Origin of the sequence: Massilia niabensis (assembly GCF_042655085.1) — a bacterium.
Lineage (GTDB): Bacteria > Pseudomonadota > Gammaproteobacteria > Burkholderiales > Burkholderiaceae_D > Telluria > Telluria niabensis.
This window is the reverse complement of sequence record NZ_JBHSMU010000016.1, coordinates 323,382-339,983: the sequence shown is the minus strand read 5'-3', so window position 1 is coordinate 339,983 and position 16,602 is coordinate 323,382. Positions and strand designations below refer to the sequence as shown.

Annotated in this window: 17 protein-coding genes; 7 read left to right on the top strand and 10 right to left on the bottom strand. The window is 65.7% G+C overall.

Annotation, left to right across the window (positions count from 1 at the left end):
• Nucleotides 1-237 precede the first annotated feature (237 nt).
• The 5 genes from galT (at nt 238) to ACFPN5_RS22400 (ending at nt 6,415) form a co-directional block, all read left to right on the top strand.
• Nucleotides 238-1,332, top strand: coding sequence for a galactose-1-phosphate uridylyltransferase (gene galT, locus ACFPN5_RS22420; RefSeq protein WP_379786051.1), 1,095 nt, complete (start codon nt 238-240; stop codon nt 1,330-1,332).
• Complete coding sequence (locus ACFPN5_RS22415; RefSeq protein ID WP_379786050.1) at nt 1,329-2,426, top strand: M24 family metallopeptidase; 1,098 nt, start codon at nt 1,329-1,331, stop codon at nt 2,424-2,426. Before galT ends, ACFPN5_RS22415 begins: the two co-directional genes overlap by 4 nt.
• Entirely contained in the window at nt 2,426-3,523 is a 1,098-nt protein-coding gene (galK, locus tag ACFPN5_RS22410; RefSeq protein ID WP_379786049.1) for a galactokinase, read from the top strand. Before ACFPN5_RS22415 ends, galK begins: the two co-directional genes overlap by 1 nt.
• Nucleotides 3,510-5,312 (top strand): glycoside hydrolase family 2 protein, encoded by a 1,803-nt coding sequence (locus tag ACFPN5_RS22405; RefSeq protein ID WP_379786048.1) that lies wholly within the window; start codon nt 3,510-3,512, stop codon nt 5,310-5,312. The genes galK and ACFPN5_RS22405 overlap by 14 nt, the downstream gene beginning before the upstream one ends.
• Nucleotides 5,313-5,398: 86 nt before the next feature.
• Entirely contained in the window at nt 5,399-6,415 is a 1,017-nt protein-coding gene (locus tag ACFPN5_RS22400; protein WP_379786047.1) for a TraB/GumN family protein, read from the top strand.
• 48 nt (nt 6,416-6,463) lie between these two features.
• Here ACFPN5_RS22400 and ACFPN5_RS22395 read toward each other — a convergent pair whose 3' ends face one another.
• The 7 genes from ACFPN5_RS22395 to ACFPN5_RS22365 form a co-directional block, all read right to left on the bottom strand.
• A complete protein-coding gene (locus ACFPN5_RS22395; RefSeq protein ID WP_379786046.1) occupies nt 6,464-7,276 on the bottom strand; it encodes a hypothetical protein in 813 nt (270 codons plus the stop codon).
• Nucleotides 7,277-7,490: 214 nt separating this feature from the next.
• The gene (locus ACFPN5_RS22390; RefSeq protein ID WP_379786045.1) at nt 7,491-7,889 is read right to left on the bottom strand and encodes a VanZ family protein; all 399 of its coding nucleotides are present in this window, start codon (nt 7,887-7,889) and stop codon (nt 7,491-7,493) included.
• 79 nt (nt 7,890-7,968) lie between these two features.
• Nucleotides 7,969-8,280, bottom strand: coding sequence for a hypothetical protein (locus tag ACFPN5_RS22385; protein ID WP_379786044.1), 312 nt, complete (start codon nt 8,278-8,280; stop codon nt 7,969-7,971).
• Nucleotides 8,281-8,856: 576 nt separating this feature from the next.
• Nucleotides 8,857-9,621, bottom strand: a complete 765-nt coding sequence (locus ACFPN5_RS22380) for an SDR family NAD(P)-dependent oxidoreductase (protein WP_379786043.1) — start codon at nt 9,619-9,621, stop codon at nt 8,857-8,859.
• A 73-nt stretch (nt 9,622-9,694) separates the two neighbouring features.
• On the bottom strand, nt 9,695-10,213 hold the full coding sequence (locus ACFPN5_RS22375) for a TPM domain-containing protein (RefSeq protein WP_379786042.1): 519 nt from the start codon (nt 10,211-10,213) through the stop codon (nt 9,695-9,697).
• Nucleotides 10,213-11,046 carry a TPM domain-containing protein gene (locus ACFPN5_RS22370; RefSeq protein WP_379786041.1) on the bottom strand — a complete coding sequence of 278 codons (834 nt, stop codon included), beginning with the start codon at nt 11,044-11,046 and terminating at the stop codon, nt 10,213-10,215. Before ACFPN5_RS22370 ends, ACFPN5_RS22375 begins: the two co-directional genes overlap by 1 nt.
• 4 nt (nt 11,047-11,050) lie before the next feature.
• Complete coding sequence (locus ACFPN5_RS22365) at nt 11,051-11,662, bottom strand: LemA family protein (protein WP_379786040.1); 612 nt, start codon at nt 11,660-11,662, stop codon at nt 11,051-11,053.
• Nucleotides 11,663-11,823: 161 nt separating this feature from the next.
• Between ACFPN5_RS22365 and pyrF the strand changes: the two genes are divergently transcribed.
• Nucleotides 11,824-12,648 (top strand): orotidine-5'-phosphate decarboxylase, encoded by an 825-nt coding sequence (pyrF, locus tag ACFPN5_RS22360; RefSeq protein ID WP_379786039.1) that lies wholly within the window; start codon nt 11,824-11,826, stop codon nt 12,646-12,648.
• A 48-nt stretch (nt 12,649-12,696) separates the two neighbouring features.
• Here pyrF and sbcB read toward each other — a convergent pair whose 3' ends face one another.
• Together sbcB and ACFPN5_RS22350 are read right to left on the bottom strand one after the other, a co-directional pair.
• Nucleotides 12,697-14,145, bottom strand: a complete 1,449-nt coding sequence (gene sbcB, locus ACFPN5_RS22355) for an exodeoxyribonuclease I (RefSeq protein WP_379786038.1) — start codon at nt 14,143-14,145, stop codon at nt 12,697-12,699.
• 100 nt (nt 14,146-14,245) lie between these two features.
• Entirely contained in the window at nt 14,246-15,211 is a 966-nt protein-coding gene (locus ACFPN5_RS22350) for a GGDEF domain-containing protein (protein ID WP_379786037.1), read from the bottom strand.
• A 105-nt stretch (nt 15,212-15,316) separates the two neighbouring features.
• Between ACFPN5_RS22350 and ACFPN5_RS22345 the strand changes: the two genes are divergently transcribed.
• Complete coding sequence (locus tag ACFPN5_RS22345) at nt 15,317-16,132, top strand: helical backbone metal receptor (protein WP_379786036.1); 816 nt, start codon at nt 15,317-15,319, stop codon at nt 16,130-16,132.
• A 40-nt stretch (nt 16,133-16,172) separates the two neighbouring features.
• Here ACFPN5_RS22345 and ACFPN5_RS22340 read toward each other — a convergent pair whose 3' ends face one another.
• Entirely contained in the window at nt 16,173-16,553 is a 381-nt protein-coding gene (locus tag ACFPN5_RS22340) for an HPF/RaiA family ribosome-associated protein (RefSeq protein ID WP_379786035.1), read from the bottom strand.
• Nucleotides 16,554-16,602 lie beyond the last annotated feature (49 nt).

Here is a 16,602-nt window from a genome sequence, read left to right as displayed (position 1 = left end):
GTTAATCGAAATTGTCGAGCCGGTGAATGCTGCTTTAGCGGGTTTTTCATAGGAGAGCAGCGTGTCCGCCGCCATACCGCTCACTTGACACATCGCCAAGTCATTAACTGTTGGAAAAAGCCGACATTCTGTGGGGAAAATGTCACGGTAACGTCATGTTAGGATCATTTCATAGCCACGTTCGCCGGGCCTGCCATTCCGCGAGCGTATGTGACCTGCCGCCATTTCAAAGATGACATGCACAGCAAAGAACTGACAAAGCCGGACGGACGACACCTTACCCTCTACAGCAACCAGCCGATTCCGGACGGGATCGAGGCGCCCAGCCCCTTTGCCGATCCACTGCAGGCGAACCCGCACCTGCGCTGGCACCCGCTGCGCGGCGAGTGGGTGACCTACGCCGGGTTCCGCCAGAACCGCACCTTCCTGCCGCCGCCGGAGTACAACCCGCTGGCCGTCACAAAAGATCCCGCCTTCCCGACCGAGATGCCGCAGGGCGACTACGAGGTCGCGGTGTTCGACAACCGCTTCCCGTCGCTCGCGCTGGCCTCGCACGATCCGCCGCACCTGACGGTGCCGACCGCGCCGGCCAACGGCCACTGCGAAGTCGTCGTCTTCACGCAGGACCCAAATACCGCCCTGGTGCACCTGCCGCTGTCGCGCATCGAACTGCTGTTCCAGGTCTGGGGCGACCGTACCCGCCGCATCGGCGACACCAATCACATCCAGTACGTGCTGCCCTTCGAAAACCGCGGCAGCGAGGTCGGCGTGACGCTGCACCATCCGCACGGCCAGATCTATGCCTACCCGTTCGTGCCCCAGGTGCCCGAGCGCATGCTGGCGCAGGAGCGCGACTACTACCTGCAGCACGGCACCAGCCTGCTGTGCGACATGGCGAAAAACGAAGCGGCCGACGGCAAGCGGGTGCTGTACCAGGACGAGCACGCGATCGCCTTCGTGCCGGCCTGCGCGCGCTATCCCTACGAGGTGTGGGTGATGCCGACCGCGCCCTGCCAGGATTTTGCAAGCCTCACGCCCGAGGCACGTGCCGGCCTGGCGCGGGCCCTGAAAACCGTGCTGCTCAAGTACGAGAAGATGTGGGACCGTCCTTTCCCCTACCTGATGGCCTGGTACCAGGCGCCGACCGACGGCGCCGCGCATCCGGAAACCCAGCTGCACGCCCAGTTCTACCCGCCGTACCGCTCGCGCGACCGCCTGAAATACCTGGCCGGCACCGAGCTGGGCGCCGGCATGTTCGCGATGGACGTGCTGCCCGAGAATACGGCCGCCGAGCTGCAGGCCGTGCACGTCTCGCCGGAGGAGGTCGCATGAATGGTCCCGAGCGCGCTGCCGAAGTGGCAGCCAAGCTGGCGCTGCTGCGCGACTACCTGGCCCAGCACGGCGCCGCGGCGATCCGCCTGCGCGGCAGCGACTGGTTTGCCTGGGCGACCGCCGGCGGCTCGAACGCGGTGCTGCAGACGACCGACACCGGTGTCGCCGAAGTGCTGGTGACCCGGGACGAAGCGGCGATCCTCACCGACGAGATCGAAGCGGCCCGCCTGCGCGAGGAAGAGGTCCCCGACGGCTTTTCCTTCCACGTCACGCCCTGGGCCCAGGTCGAGTTGCGCGAGCGTTATGTGCTGGGCCTGTCCGGCGACGGCCTGGTGTTGTCAGACCGTCCGTACGGCGACGAGCAGCCGCTGGCGAACGGCATGCGCCAGCGCCGCCTGGTGCTCGTCGATAGCGAGCAGGAGCGCTACCGCCAGCTCGGGCGCGACGCGGCCGAGGCAATGACCGCGGCATTGCGCCGCGCGCGTCCCGAGTGGACCGAATATGAGCTGGCGGCAAGCGGCGCCGCGGAACTCTGGCGGCGCGGCATCCACCCGGCGCTGGTGCTGGCCGCCGGCGAACGGCGTTTGCCCTTGTATCGCCACGCGACGCCCACACATGAACGTATCGGGGCGCGCGCCATGCTCGTGTTTTGCGCGCGCCGCCATGGCCTGTATGCCAACCTGACCCGCTTCGTGAGTTTCGGGGGAGCCAGTGCGGCGCCGCAGGACCAGGCCGCGCTGATGGACGTCGAGGCCACCGGCCTTGCCGCCGTCGTGCCGGGCAAATCGCTGTCGGCGGTGTACCACGCGTTTGCGGCCGCCTACAACCACGCCGACCGGCAAAGCGCGCTGGACGAGCACCACCAGGGCGGGATCACCGGCTACCTGGCGCGCGAGATCGTCGCCACCCCCAGCACCGCGACCGAACTGGAAACCGGCATGGCATTCGCATTCAACCCCAGCTTTGCGGGACTGAAGATGGAAGACACCTTCCTCCTCGGCCCGCAGGGACTGGACAACCTGACCCTGGACCCGCAGTGGCCTGCCGTGAACGTGCAGGGCCGCCAGCGGCCGCTCTGGCTGGAGATCAACTGATGGTGACGACCGATTCCTTTTTCGGCGGTGCGCCCGAAGTCCACGCTTCGGCGCCGGGACGCGTGAATTTGCTGGGCGAGCATACCGACTACAACGACGGCTTCATGCTGCCCGTCGCCACGCCCCAGCGCACGACGGTGGCCATGTCGCGCAGCGGCGACGGCAACTTCATCTTCTATTCGAGCACGCTCGACGCCAACGTGACCTTCGCGCCGGAAGGCAGTGCGCCGTCCGGCTTCGGCAGCTACATCGAGGGCTGCATCCGCCTGGTCGAAGCCGAGGGCGTGCAAGTGCCGCCGCTGCGCGTGTGGGTGTCGACCGACGTGCCGGTCGGCTCGGGCCTGTCCTCGAGCGCGGCGCTGGAAGTGGCGACCCTGCGCGCGCTGCGCGAATTGCTCGGTTTCGAGCTCGACGACGTCAAGCTGGCGCGCCTGGCCCAGCGCGCCGAAATCGAATACGCACGGGTGAACTGCGGCATCATGGACCAGATGGCCTCGAGCCTGGCCGACGAATCGAACATGCTGTTCATCGATGCGCGCTCGCTCGAGCACCGCCTGGCGCCGCTGCCGGAAGGAGTCGAGATCATCGTGATCGACTCGGGCATCGCGCGCAAGCTGGCCGGCAGCAAGTACAACGAACGCCGCGCCGAGTGCGAGGAAGCGTCGCGCAAGCTTGGCGTGAAAGCCTTGCGCGACGTGAAGGACCCCGAATCGGTCGAAGCGCTGCCGGAGCCGCTGCGCCGGCGCGCCCGCCACGTGGTGCAGGAAAACCTGCGCGTGCTGGAAGCTGCCGCCGGCGTGCCGGCCGAACGCTTCGGCGAACTGATGAACGCGTCGCACTTCAGCCTGCGCGACGATTACGAAGTATCGATCCCCGAGCTCGACGAGCTGTGCGAGCTGCTGCGCGCACAGGAAGGTGTGGTTGGCGCGCGCTTGACGGGTGCCGGATTTGGCGGCGCCTGCGTGGCGCTGTGCAAGACCGGCCTTGCCGAACGTGCTGCCGCTGCGGCACTCGACGAATACAACCGGAACGGCCGCGAAGGCCGCATCCTGATTCCGGTACCGACTGAACGAAAGGAAAATAATGAGTCAGTTTGAATATCCCCGTCCCCAACTGGTGCGCGACAACTGGATCAGCCTGAATGGCAAGTGGCGCTTCTGTTTCGACGACGCGATGCGCTTCAAGCTGCCCGGCGACGTGACCGAATGGACCCACGAGATCGAAGTGCCGTTCGCGCCCGAGACAGCCATGTCCGGCATCGGCGACACTGGCTTTCACCGCTTCTGCTGGTACGAACGCGAATTTATAGTCCAGCCCAACGAGGGACGCACCATCCTGCACTTCGGCGCCGTCGATTACCACGCGCGGGTATGGGTGAACGGCCAGCTGGTGGCTGACCACGAGGGCGGGCATACGCCGTTTTCGGCCGACATCACCTCGGCAATGGAGGCCGACGGCAGGCAGACAGTGACCGTGTTCGTCGAGGACGACCCGTTCGATCTCGCCAAGCCGCGCGGCAAGCAGGACTGGCTGCTCGAGCCGCACTCGATCTGGTATCCGCGCACCACCGGCATCTGGCAGACCGTCTGGGTCGAGCAGGTCGAAGAGACCTTCATTGCGAAGCTGAAGTGGACCCCGATCTTCGAAACCTTCGAGATCGGCTGCGAAGTGTTCGCCGGCGGCGCGATTCGCGAAGACATGTTTGTCGAGGTGAAGATCTGGCACGGCGAGCACCTGTTGGCCGACGACCATTACAAACTGCTCGCCGGCGAGGCGAACCGCAAGATCGCGCTGTCGGACCCGGGCATCGACGATTCGCGTAACGAATTGCTGTGGAGCCCGGAGCGACCGACCCTGCTCGACGCCGAGGTGACGCTGCGTTGCGGCGACCAGGTGGTCGACCGGATCCGCTCATACACGGCGCTGCGCGCATTCGCCATCAACCGCGACCGCCTGATGTTGAATGGAAGGCCCTACCAGCTGCGCCTCGTGCTCGATCAGGGTTACTGGCCGGAGTCCTTCCTTACCGCGCCATCGGACGAGCACCTGAAACGCGACGTCGAACTGGCCAAGCTGATGGGCTTTAACGGGGTGCGCAAGCACCAGAAGATCGAAGACCCGCGCTACCTGTACTGGGCCGACAAGCTGGGCCTGCTGGTATGGGAAGAGATGCCCTCGGCCTACCGCTTCAGCCCGAAAGCGATCTCGCGCATGGTGCGCGAATGGACCGAAGCGATCGAGCGCGACTACAGCCACCCCTGCATCATCGTCTGGGTGGCGTTCAACGAGTCGTGGGGCGTGCCGAACCTGACGCTGACGCAGGCGCACCGCAATGCCGTGGAAGCCTTGTACCACCTGACGCGCACGCTCGATGCGACACGCCCGGTGATCGGCAACGACGGCTGGGAAGCCTCGGCCACCGACATCCTCGGCATCCACGATTACGACTGCGATCCGGAAAAGGTCAAGGCGCGCTACGAGGTGAGCGACCCGGTGAGGACACTCTTCGATCAACGGCGTCCGGGCGGGCGTATTTTGACGCTCGACGGTTTCCCGCACCGCGGCCAGCCGATCGTGCTGACCGAATTCGGCGGCATTGCGTTCGACACCAAGGGCACGCCGGACGAGGGCACCTGGGGCTATTCGCGCTCGACCACGGCCGAGGGCTTCCATAACCTCTACGGCGGGCTGCTGAAGGTGGTCAACGAAACCTTCATGTTCGCGGGATTCTGCTACACGCAGTTCGCCGATACCTTCCAGGAAGCGAATGGCCTGCTGAACGCTGACCGTACGCCGAAGCTGCCCTTCGATGTCATCTGGGCGGCCACGCGCAACTCGTCATCGCCGCCGCCGAACCAGGGAGGGGGCGTCCCGATGTCGACCTGACCGGCCGCCAGGCAGGGACCGCTGGGCGGCAAGCCTGGGGAGGTTGATGTCACCGGCCGCTCCGCCTGTGGGCGGCGGGAGGGAAGATGGACAGCATCGTCGCAGCCGCTGCGGTCCTGGCGCTCGCTTTGCGGCGGGCGCTGTGGCGCACGCTCGGGCCGGGCATGCTGTTGGTAGTGGCGGCCGGCATGGCTGCCGCCGGGCCGCTGGCGTCAGATGAGGAAAATGCGCAGCACATGGCGGCCGGGCGCGGCATCGTCGGCCCGGGGCCGGTCGCGGCGCGCCATCACGGCGGCCTCTACCGCATCAGCGGGCGCGGCGGCGTGGCCTATCTATTCGGCACTGTCCATGTCGGCGACCCCTCGTTCTATCCGCTCGCCCCCGAGGCCGAGCGGGCGCTGGCCGGGGCCGACCATGTCGTGGTCGAACTCGACCCACGCGGCGAGGAGGCTTTCCGGCAAGCGCTGGCCAGGCACGGCCGCTATGCAGACGGCGACGACATCAGGCAGCATGTGTCTGCCGACACCCTGGCGCAGTTGCGCTCGGCCCTGCACGCCGAGGGCGTCAGCCTGGGCAGCATGCTGCAATTCAAACCCTGGCTGATCGCCAACCTGCTCGTAAGCATGAAACTGGACCGCCAGGGATGGCGCCGCAGCGAGGGCGTCGAACGCAGGCTGCTCGCGCAGGCAGAGCGCCGTGGCGCGCGGGTGGTGCCGCTGGAAAGCGCGGAACTGCAGCTGGGGCTGTTCGACAGCATGAACGAGGTCGAGGCCGAGCGCTACCTGCGCGATACCCTGGCCGGCCTGGCCGATGGCAGCGCCCTGGAACGGGCACGGCGCACGATCGACGCATGGCGCTCGGGCAATGCGGCCGCGCTCGATGCGGTACTGCGCGAGGCCACCGCGGGCAGGTCGGAGACGGCAGAGTTCACGCGGCGCAAGTTGCTGGGACGGCGCAATGCCGACATGGCGGCGCAGATCGACACCCTGGTGGTGAAGGGCGGCGTGTTTTTCGTCGGTGTCGGATTGCTGCACCTGCTGGGCGACAACGGACTGCCGCAACTGCTCGCGCAACGCGGGTATCTGATCGAACGCGTGTACTGAATTGCCGGCGCACATGGCGCCGGCCCGGTTTTGCACGAAGCCCCAGCGTTAGCGCCGGATTGCCCCGCCGCTCAGGTTGACGCGGTCTCCGCTGCGAAAGTCTGGCGTGGTTTCCTGGGTGACGACCTGGGTGCTGCCATCGTCCATGCGCAGCGTGATGCGGTAGACGCGGTCCGCGGTCATCGAGCTGCCGGTCGTGCCGGTCGAGCTGCCGCCGACAGCAGCCCCGGCAACCGTGCCGCCGCCGCTCACGCTGCTGGGGCGCGCGACCAGTTCGACCGATACCACCGTGCTGTTCGGGCTGGAGCTGGCCCCGGTGGCGCTGCCCGTGGCCGAGCCGCCGGCCTGTCCGCTGCCGCTGGCGGTGTCGGCCATGGTCCCCGCGGAGCTGCCTTCGCCCATGCTGCTGGTGCTACCCGAGGTGCCGGAGCTGCCCGAGGTACCCGAGCTGCTTGTGCCGGACTGGTCGTAGCCGCTGCTGCCGGACGTGCCCGAAGTGCCGGAAGTGCCGGACGTGCCGGACATGCCGGAAGTCCCCGAAGTCCCGGAGGTACCCGAGCCTTCTGAAGTGCCCGAGGTGCCCGAGGTGCCCGACGTCCCCGAGCTGCCGGACGTTCCCGAGCCCGACGTGCCCGACTCGGTCGAGCTGCCGCCGCCCCAGCCGCCCGAGCCGCTCGTGCTGGTGCCGCCGCCGCTGGTACCCGACATGCCCCCGCTACCGCTGCCAGTATCGCCGCTCGCCGAACTGCCGCTGGTGCCCGCGCCGCTATCGCTGCCGCCGCGCATGCTGGCGCAGCCCGACAGGCCGAGCGCCATGGCCAGCAAGCCCGCCAAGATTGCGCTCTGGTGTGGTTGTTTCATGATCGACTCCTTGGTTGGATTTTGTCAGTGGGTATGCGTGACGTGTCGTCTGCCACTCCAGTAAGAGGCGCGAACGGGCGTGACGTTCCAGCTGACTCGGGTATGGCATGAGCCAGATCAAGCGGAGGAAAGGTAGGGGAAACTCGTCAATAATCGAGCTGAACTGCGCGAACCCGGTTGCGCGAACCTGGCTGCGTACCCCTCGTCGGGCGGCTCAGCTGCGTTGCAGCGCCGCCTTCGGCAACACCAGCCACAGGATCGCGCAGGTGACGACGGCCGCGCTGCAGTCGACCAGCCAGTCGCCGACATCGGCGCCGCGGAAGGGGAACATGCTCTGCACCAGTTCGTCGATGGCGCCCATGACGGCAACGGCCAGCACGGCGGCCAGGCTGCGGCTGGCGGCGCTGCCGCGGCTGGCGGTGAACCAGAGCAGGGCCAGGGTCGCATAGGCAAGCGAATGCAGCACCACGCCGGGTGCGTAATGGCCGACGCCGGCGCGCGCGCCAGGGATCGACCCGGTGATGATAATCGACAAAAACATAGCGATCGCGGCGGCGTAGCGCAGCTTGTTCAGGCGCGGGTCGATCAGGGCAAGATGAAGCAGTGGAGGCATGGCTGACGAACAGGCAAAAACGGCAACCATACCATGCCGGGTGACCGTACGCATGCACGGTCGGGCCTGCAGCGGAAAATCAGATCGTCAGCGCCGGGGCGCCATTCGGATAGCGTGCGTCGAAACAGCTTTCGCATTCGGCGCAGAACAGATGGGCCATGCGTACCGAGGTCTGGCGCAACACGAGCTTGAGGTGCGTGTGCTGGCACTTCGGACAGACCTCCCGTACGCTGCCGAAGGTCAGCAGGGTGAGGGGTACGTCTTCGCCGTCGAGGCGGTCGACCACGACCAGCGGGTTGAGCTCGCAGAGAACCAGCTGGTCGATATCGTGGTGCTGGCGGCGGCTGGACCCAGGTTGCGGGGTGTGTTTTTCAGAAACTTGAAAATTCATCGGTCCGACTCCCTGTTTATGGTTGGTATGACTGCGTCCGCTGCGGTAATTCTCAGTCCTGCCTGTCGCTCCTGCCTGGCTCCAGCTTGCGGCGCACGAACTTCATCATAGTCAAAACCCGTCAGCCTGCAAGGCCGATGGATGTATTTATGCTAATTACATAGACCATTGAAAAAAAGTGCCCACCAAGAAAAAGGTGGGCACAACCCAAGACCGGGCCAAGAGACGCTGTTCGGTGGGTGTGCCGCGCGGGGCGCTGCACACCTGTCTGCCATCACGCATATCGGTTGCGTGTACCGCAGATGAAACTCAGTATAGGGTCCGATTATTACTCGGGTATGACGTAGCGCAAGCCTGTACAGGGATTGGTGAACGATGCCCAGGGTGTATGGTCGGATATTAGGGAAAGTGCCCGGCGCGTCCGGACAAAAAAAAGCCCGCTTCAGGAGCGGGCTTAAAACTATTTTCTTGGAGGAGAATAGTGGAGACAGGTTCATTATGTTGCACCGCCATATATTTGTCTAATTGTTAGATTAGATACCAGACATGCGTTCCGTGAATAGCTGTTGAGCCTTCTTATTCGCGTACCGGAACCGTGTAGTTCAGCGGCATGCGTCCGCCATCGGCGTACAGGGTCTGGCCGGTAATGTAGGAAGCGTCGTCGCTGGCCAGGAAAGCGGCGATGGCGGCCACTTCCTCCGGTTCGCCGCAGCGTCCGAGCGGCGTGCGCGACAGGATAGTGTGGCGTGCCTCCGGACTCGACAGCACAGCTTGCTTCGCCAGTTCCGTCAGAATCGTGCCCGGGCCGATCGCATTCACGCGGATGCCTTTCTGGGCGAGGCCGATCGCCGCCACCCGCGTCAACTGGTTGACGCCGCCCTTCGACACCACGTACGGCACCTGGTTCGGGATGACCAGTTCGGCGTTCACGCTCGACATATTGATGATGCAGCCGCTCTGGCGTTTGACCATGTCGCGCGCCGCCGCCTGGCTGCACAGGAACATCGATTTCAGGTTGATGCGCAGCACGCGGTCGAAATCTTCCTCGGTCAGGTCGAGGAAGTCGGCGGCATGCGTGACGCCCGCGTTATTGATGAGGATATCGATGCGGCCGAAGGCGGCCAGCGTGGCGTCGATGAGGGCGTCGACGTCGGACTTCTGGCTGACGTCTGCGCAAAAGAAGCGGGCGCTGTCACCCAGTGCTTCGGCGGCGGCCGCGCCTTCCGGACGTACGTCGGCCAGCATCACGCGGGCGCCTTCGCGCACCAGGCGCTGGGCGCAGGCCAGGCCGATACCCTGGCTGGCGCCCGTGATGAGGGCGATCTTGTTGGCAAGTTTCATGGCGGGGCTTTCACGGTTTTCAGGGAATGTCGCATTGTAGCGGCACCCCCGACTCCCGCGCAGCCCGCGGAGCCTAGAGCATGATCGGCCGGTCCGGCAGCTCGTTCGGGCGCGACCCGTTGGCCGGGAAATGTTCGCGCAGCAGCCCATTGACCTGCTCGATGGCCGCCAGCGTGGCCTCGTGATACTTGCCCTGCCTGAAGCCGTCGGTCATGGTGCGGCAGACCGCCTGCCAGGTTGCACTGTCGATCTTGCGGTCGATGCCGCGGTCGGCCACGATGTCGACCTTGTGCTCGGCCAGGTTCACGTAGATGAGCACGCCGCAATTGTCTTCGGTGTCCCACACGCCGTAGTCGGCGAACAGGGCGAGGGCGCGCTGGCGGTTGGTGATGCCGTCCCAGGCCTCGTCGGTGGGCAGGGCCGCTTCGACGATGAAGCGCACTTCGCCGCGATGGGTCTGCTCACCGGCGGTGATCGCCTGCGCGGCCGCGGCCAGCGTCGCTTCGGGGAAGGCGCGCAGCGCCTCGGCCTTGGTGCTGCGCCAGTGACGGATCACGCGACTGAGGCGTTGTCCAAACGATGCGTGTTCCATTACCAGTCTCCCGAGGCGCCGCCACCGTCAAAGCTGCCGCCGCCGCCGCCGAAACCACCGCCGCCGCCGAACCCGCCACCACCCGAAAAGCCGCCGAAGCCGCCGCCGCCGCGTCCCACGTTGGAGAGGACGCTACCGAGGATGAAGCCCGACGCGCCGCTGCCCCAGCCGCCGCGCGACAGGCGCGGACGACGCGGCTTGAACATCGACCGCAACAGCATGAACCCAAATATCAATGCCAAGATACCAAACATACCGATCCCGCCTCCTTGTCCGTTTTGTTGCGCAGGCGCTACCTGTTGTTGCGCCACTTCGGGAAATCGTTCCCGGTTCAGCAGCGTGGAAATGGCACCCACACCTGCGACCAGGCCCTCGTAGTAATGGTTTTGGCGAAAATGTGGTGCGATGACGTCTTGCAGGATGCGCTTCGACTGCGCATCCGTCAGCACGCCCTGGACGCCACGGCCAGCCTCGATGCGCAAGCGCCGCAGCGAGCTCGGGTTGTCACGCGCGACCAGCAGCAGCACGCCGTCGTCGACGCCCTTGCGGCCGAGCTTCCAGGCATCGACCACGCGGATGCCGTATTGCTCGATCGCTTCCGGTTCCGTCGACTTGACCAGCAGCACCGCGATCTGGTTGCCGCTCTTGGCCTCGTGCTCGGCCAGCACCGCTTCCAGGCGCGCGCGCTGGGTGGCGTCGAGCATGCCGGCGGTGTCGGTGACGCGGGCCGTGAGTGGCGGCACCGCTTTCAGCTGGGCCTGCGCCGGGCCGGCGAACAGGCTGACCAAGGTGCACGACACTACGAGCGCCCATAGGGTACGCAACAGGCTCATCACCTTACTTGCCGAAGTTGACCGTCGGGGCGGTCGAGATCGCTTTTTCGTTCTCGACCGTGAACGACGGCCGTGCTTCGTAGCCGAACATCATCGCGGTCAGGTTGGTCGGGAATTTGCGTACGGTGACGTTGTAGTCCTGCACCGAAGCGATGTAGCGCTGGCGCGCGACCGTGATGCGGTTCTCGGTGCCTTCGAGCTGGGATTGCAGGTCGCGGAAGCTGGTGTCGGCCTTGAGGTTCGGATACGCCTCGGACACGGCCATCAGGCGCGACAGGGCGCTCGACAGTTCGCCCTGCACCTGCTGGAACTTGGCGAAAGCTTCCGGATTGTTCAGCACTTCCGGGGTGATCTGGAAGCTGGTGGCGGCGGCGCGCGCACGGGTCACGGCTTCCAGCGTCTCGCGTTCGTGCGACGCATAGCCCTTGACGGTGTTGACCAGGTTCGGGATCAGGTCGGCGCGGCGCTGGTACTGGTTGACCACTTCACCCCAGGCGGCCTTGGTTGCTTCGTCCTTGACCTGGAAATCGTTGTAGCCGCAGCCCGAGAGCAGCGAGCTTGCCAGCATTGCAGCCGCCAGCAGGCGGGCCCAGCGAGAGAAGAGGGAAGACGTCATGATGTCCTTGTCCAGTGCGAGTTGTCGAATAGTCAAAATATACCTCAGGATAACATCGCGGGTCGCACGGTCGTGCCCGCAGCCGCATGGGCAACGGCGGCGGCCCGCGGGCGACGGGTACAATATGGGGTTTGCAATGACAATGTTACAAGGGGCGCGACGTGAATTTCATGACTAAACTCTCCGCGGCCTGGGCCCGCAACGATTCGCTGCTGTGTGTCGGGCTCGACCCGGACCTGGCGCGTTTCCCGGCAGGCCTGGCCGATGAGCCGGACGGCATCGTCCGCTTCTGCAAGGCCATCATCGACGCCACCGCGGACCTCGCCTGCGCCTTCAAGCCGCAGATCGCCTATTTCGCCGCGCTCGGCGCCGAAGCCCAGCTCGAGGACATCTGCCGCTACCTGCGCGAGACCTACCCGCACATCCCGCTGATCCTCGACGCCAAGCGCGGCGACATCGGCGCCACCGCGCACCAGTACGCGCGCGAAGCTTTCGACCGCTACGGCGCGGACGCGGTGACGGTTAATCCGTACATGGGTTTCGATTCGGTCGAGCCCTACATGGCGTGGCCGGACCGCGGCGTGATCGTGCTGTGCCGCACCTCGAACGCGGGCGGCTCGGACCTGCAGTTCCTGGATGTGGGCGGGCAGCCGCTGTACCAGCACGTGGCGCGCCTCGTGGCCGAGAAATGGAACCGCAACGGGCAGTGCGCGCTGGTGGTGGGAGCTACCTTCCCGGACGAACTGGCGCAGGTGCGCAAGCTCATCGGCGACATGCCGCTGCTGGTGCCGGGCGTCGGCGCGCAGGGCGGGGATGTGGAAGCGACCGTGCGTGCCGGGCGTACCGCGGACGGCACCGGGATGATGATCAATTCCTCGCGCGCGATCTTGTATGCGGCGCCGCAGGCGGGGGAGGATTTTGCGGCGGCGGCGAGGAGGGTGGCGCGCGAGACGCGGGATGAGATTAACCGGTATCGGGGGGCGTAAGCTCAACCGGTATGCGTGGGTTAATGGGGCTGTTGCCCCACCAGCACCTCAATACCTGCTCGGCGCAATCCCTTCCACATAGTCATACAGCGCCCCCAGGATATCCTCGGCCCGCTCGTCCGCCGTCTCAGACAGCGCATCGATCTCGCCAAACAACTGATCCACCGTGCGCGCACCGCCGGCGCCGTCGAACAGGCGCGCCGCGCGGTGCTCTTCCCACGTCGCCATTTCTTCGCTAGTTAAAGTCTGCGGGAAATTGCGTGCGCGGTAGCGGAACAGCAATTCCGTGAGGCGCCCATCCTCGAAGGATGGGCGTGCCGCTGCCAGTTGCACCGGCGTCTGCATCCGCAGCGAGTCCAGCTTGCGGCGGTCGTCCTTGCTGACGAAGCCGCCGTACAGGTCTTCGTCGACATCGGTATCGTTTGGTGCTGCCGGCTTCTGGAATACCTGCGCCCAGATGGCGGCCATGTCCGGCCCGCGCGCGGCCAATCCGGCATGCACGCGGCCCTGGTCGAGGTCGATGCCCCAGCGCTGGGCCATCGGGGTGCTCAGGGTCTTGAGGTTCCCGACCAGCATCGGCGACTTGTTCAGGTGCACACTCTTGATCGGCAGGCGCGTCACGCCTTCGGGCAGCTCGCTGCTGCGCGTGAACATGCGCAGGCGAATCGTCTCGACGTCCATCGCGAACAGTTCCGACGGATCGTGGCGGCAATCCCAGACGATGATTTCATTCTTGTTGGTCGGATGCTGGGCAAGCGGCCACACCAGGGCCAGGCAACCCTGTTCGGCCGGGAACATGCCCGACACGTGCAGGAAGGGCTGGCGCTGACCGGGATCGAGGTGCAAGCCCATTTCACTGGCAACCTTGTCCTTGCGGCGCAGCTCGAGGCAGAAGTCGAACAGGCGCGGCTGCTTGCTGCGGATCAGGCGTGCCAGCGCGATCGTCGCGCGCACGTCCGACAGCGCATCGTGGGCACTGGCGTGCGCCAGGCCATTCGCGGTGGTCAGGTCTTCCAGGCGGAAGCTCGGGCGGCCGTCCGGATGGCGCGGCCATTCGATGCCTTCCGGGCGCAGCGCATAGGTCATGCGCACCACGTCGAGCAAGTCCCAGCGGCCGCAATTGTTTTGCCACTCGCGCGCATACGGGTCCAGCAGGTTGCGCCAGAACAGGAAGCGCGTCACCTCGTCGTCGAAGCGGATCGTGTTGTAGCCGACGCCGATCGTGCCTGGCTCCGCGAAAACGGCCTCGACCTGGCGCGCGAACTCGTGCTCGGGCACGCCCTGGTCCAGGCACTGCTGGGGCGTGATGCCGGTGATCAGGCAGGATTGCGGATCGGGCAGGTAGTCGTTCGCCGGCTGGCAGAACAGCATGAGCGGCTCGCCGATCTCGTTGAGCTCGGCATCGGTGCGGATGGCGGCGAACTGCGCCGGACGGTCGCGGCGCGGTTGCGCGCCGAAGGTTTCATAGTCGTGCCAGAGGAAGGTGTGGGTGCTCATCGCTTGTTCGGTTGGTGACGCTTGCGGCGATTGTCGGGGCAGGGCCGGGATCCGTCAATGATTCCCACTTGTGGTCGCCCTCGTGGCTCGACGCGATGGCTCACACACTGACGCAGTTGCGTCCGGCTTCCTTGGCCCGGTACAGGGCGGCGTCGGCCGCTTCGATCAGGCTCATTTCGTCGCCATCCGGCCCCAGCACCGCGACGCCGAAGCAGGCGGTCAGGTGCGGCATCGGCACGCGCATGTCGGAAAACAGCACCGCTTCGCGCACCTGCTGGCACAGGCGGTCCGCCACCATGCAGGCCAGTTCGGCGGTCGTTTCCGGCAGCACCGCCATCAATTCCTCGCCGCCATAGCGCACCGCAAAATCTGAAGGGCGCAGGCCGTCGCGGATGACGTTGGCGGCGGCGCACAGGGCGGCGTCGCCGATCAGGTGGCCGTGGGTGTCGTTGAACTTCTTGAAATTGTCGAGGTCGACCATGAGGAGGGCCAGGGGGCTGCCCTGGGCCCGTGCCCTGCCCACGATCTTTGGCAGCATGTCGGCCAGCCAGGTGCGGTTGTACAGGCCTGTCAGCGTATCGTTCAGCGACAACTGGCGGTAGAACTCGCCCAGCTTCTGGCGCCGCCGCAGCAGTGCATTGGCCGCCCGGATACGGAACGACAGCAGGCGCAGCAGGTTGCGCGCCACCGCGTTCGACTGGTCGATCAGCTCCCAGGCCAGTTCGGATTCGATCACCAGGAGGCGCGTGTCTTCCACCGCGCGCACGGCGTCGAGGTTGGCGGCATCGTCGAGCACCGACTGCTCGCCCACGCTTTCGCCCGGCAGGATGCGGGTGACGCTGCCGTCCGAGGTGCCGGCGTGGCCATCGGTCTCGACTTCGAGCACGCCCGACAGCACGATGTAGAGCCGGGCGCGCACCGCGTCCTCGATCCGTTCGCCGGGTGTCAGTTGCACCACCTCGCAATCGGCGAGTGCGAGGGCGGCCGCAAGCGTATCTGCGCCGCGGAACAGCTCGAGGTTCTCGACCGTGTAGCCGGAATCACGAAAAATACCGATAAGTCTCAAGAAGAATTCCTCCGCATAGTGCCTGGGCCAGTGTAATACGAAAAAAACCATCGTGCCGTCTGGCCGGGCTGGCGTTCCCGGGGCAGGGATGTTCCAATAGCGCCCATGAACGCCTCCTACCCTCTTGTCGACGCCCTGGGCGTCGCGCACCTCCCGGCGCCCGATGCGCGCATCGTTTCGCTGGTGCCTTCGATTACCGAACTGCTGTGCGACCTGGGCCTGGCGCCCCAGCTCGTCGGCCGCACCGGTTTCTGCATTCACCCGGCAACCGCCGTGGCCGCGATCCCGAAAGTGGGCGGCACGAAAGACGTCAACATCGAGAAGATCCGCAAGCTCGCGCCGACCCACCTCGTCGTCAACATCGACGAGAACGAAAAGCCGACGGTCGAAGCCTTGGGCGAATTCGTGCCGAACATCGTGGTCACGCACCCGGTCGCGCCGCTCGACAACCTGGCGCTGGCACGCCTGATGGGCGGCATCTTCAAGGCCGAAGACGCGGCCGAAGCCTGGTGCGCCGCCTTCGAGGCCGAGCATGCGCGGCTAAAGGCGACGCCGCCGGGACCGCCGCGCACGGTGCTCTACTGTATCTGGCAAGACCCGTGGATGAGCGTGTCCGCCGATACCTATATCGCACGCATGCTGGCCGAACTCGGCTGGCAGGTGCCGGCACTGCCGGATGCTGCGCGCTACCCGCGTTTCGCGTGGTCGGACGCGCTGGTGCAGGAACTCGATGCGGTGCTGTTGTCGACCGAACCCTACCGTTTCACCGAGGCGCATGCCGACGCACTCGAAAAGCAGCTCGGCATTCCGGTGTTCCTCGTCGATGGGGAAATGATGTCGTGGTATGGCAGCCGGGCGCTGGCTGGCTTGCGTTACCTGCAGGCGCTGCGTGCAACGGTCGAAGGAAGGGCCGCGGAGTAAGCTCGGCGGCCCTGTGCCTCACCTGCCAGTGCGGGCGGTTTTACATGCCGCTGGTCAGATTCTTGTCCTGTTCAGGCTCGATATCGTCGAGCGGTAGCGGTTCGCGGCGGCCTTTGTCGTTGAGGCGGCCGATGGCGCTGTCGAGCGCGCGCTTGAGTTTGCCGCCGGCCTGGGTGATGGCCTGGTGCAGGTTCACTGCATGTTCGTTGACGACGACCGGCGCGTAGCCGGTGACGTGTGCTTCCATCATGCAGCGGTTGCCGCCGTCGAGCTGCTTCTGGCTGTTCTCGTTGCTCAGGTGTACTTCCACACGGTGGACCTGGTCGAAGCGGCCGATGTTGTCTTTCACCACTGATTCCACATGGTCGTCCAGGCCCTGGTGCTTCTCGATAGTGCGGTCGGTATTAACATTGATTTGCATAAGTGGCTCCATTTGTCAGCGATCTGGTGCCGATCTTACACTTTTTGCC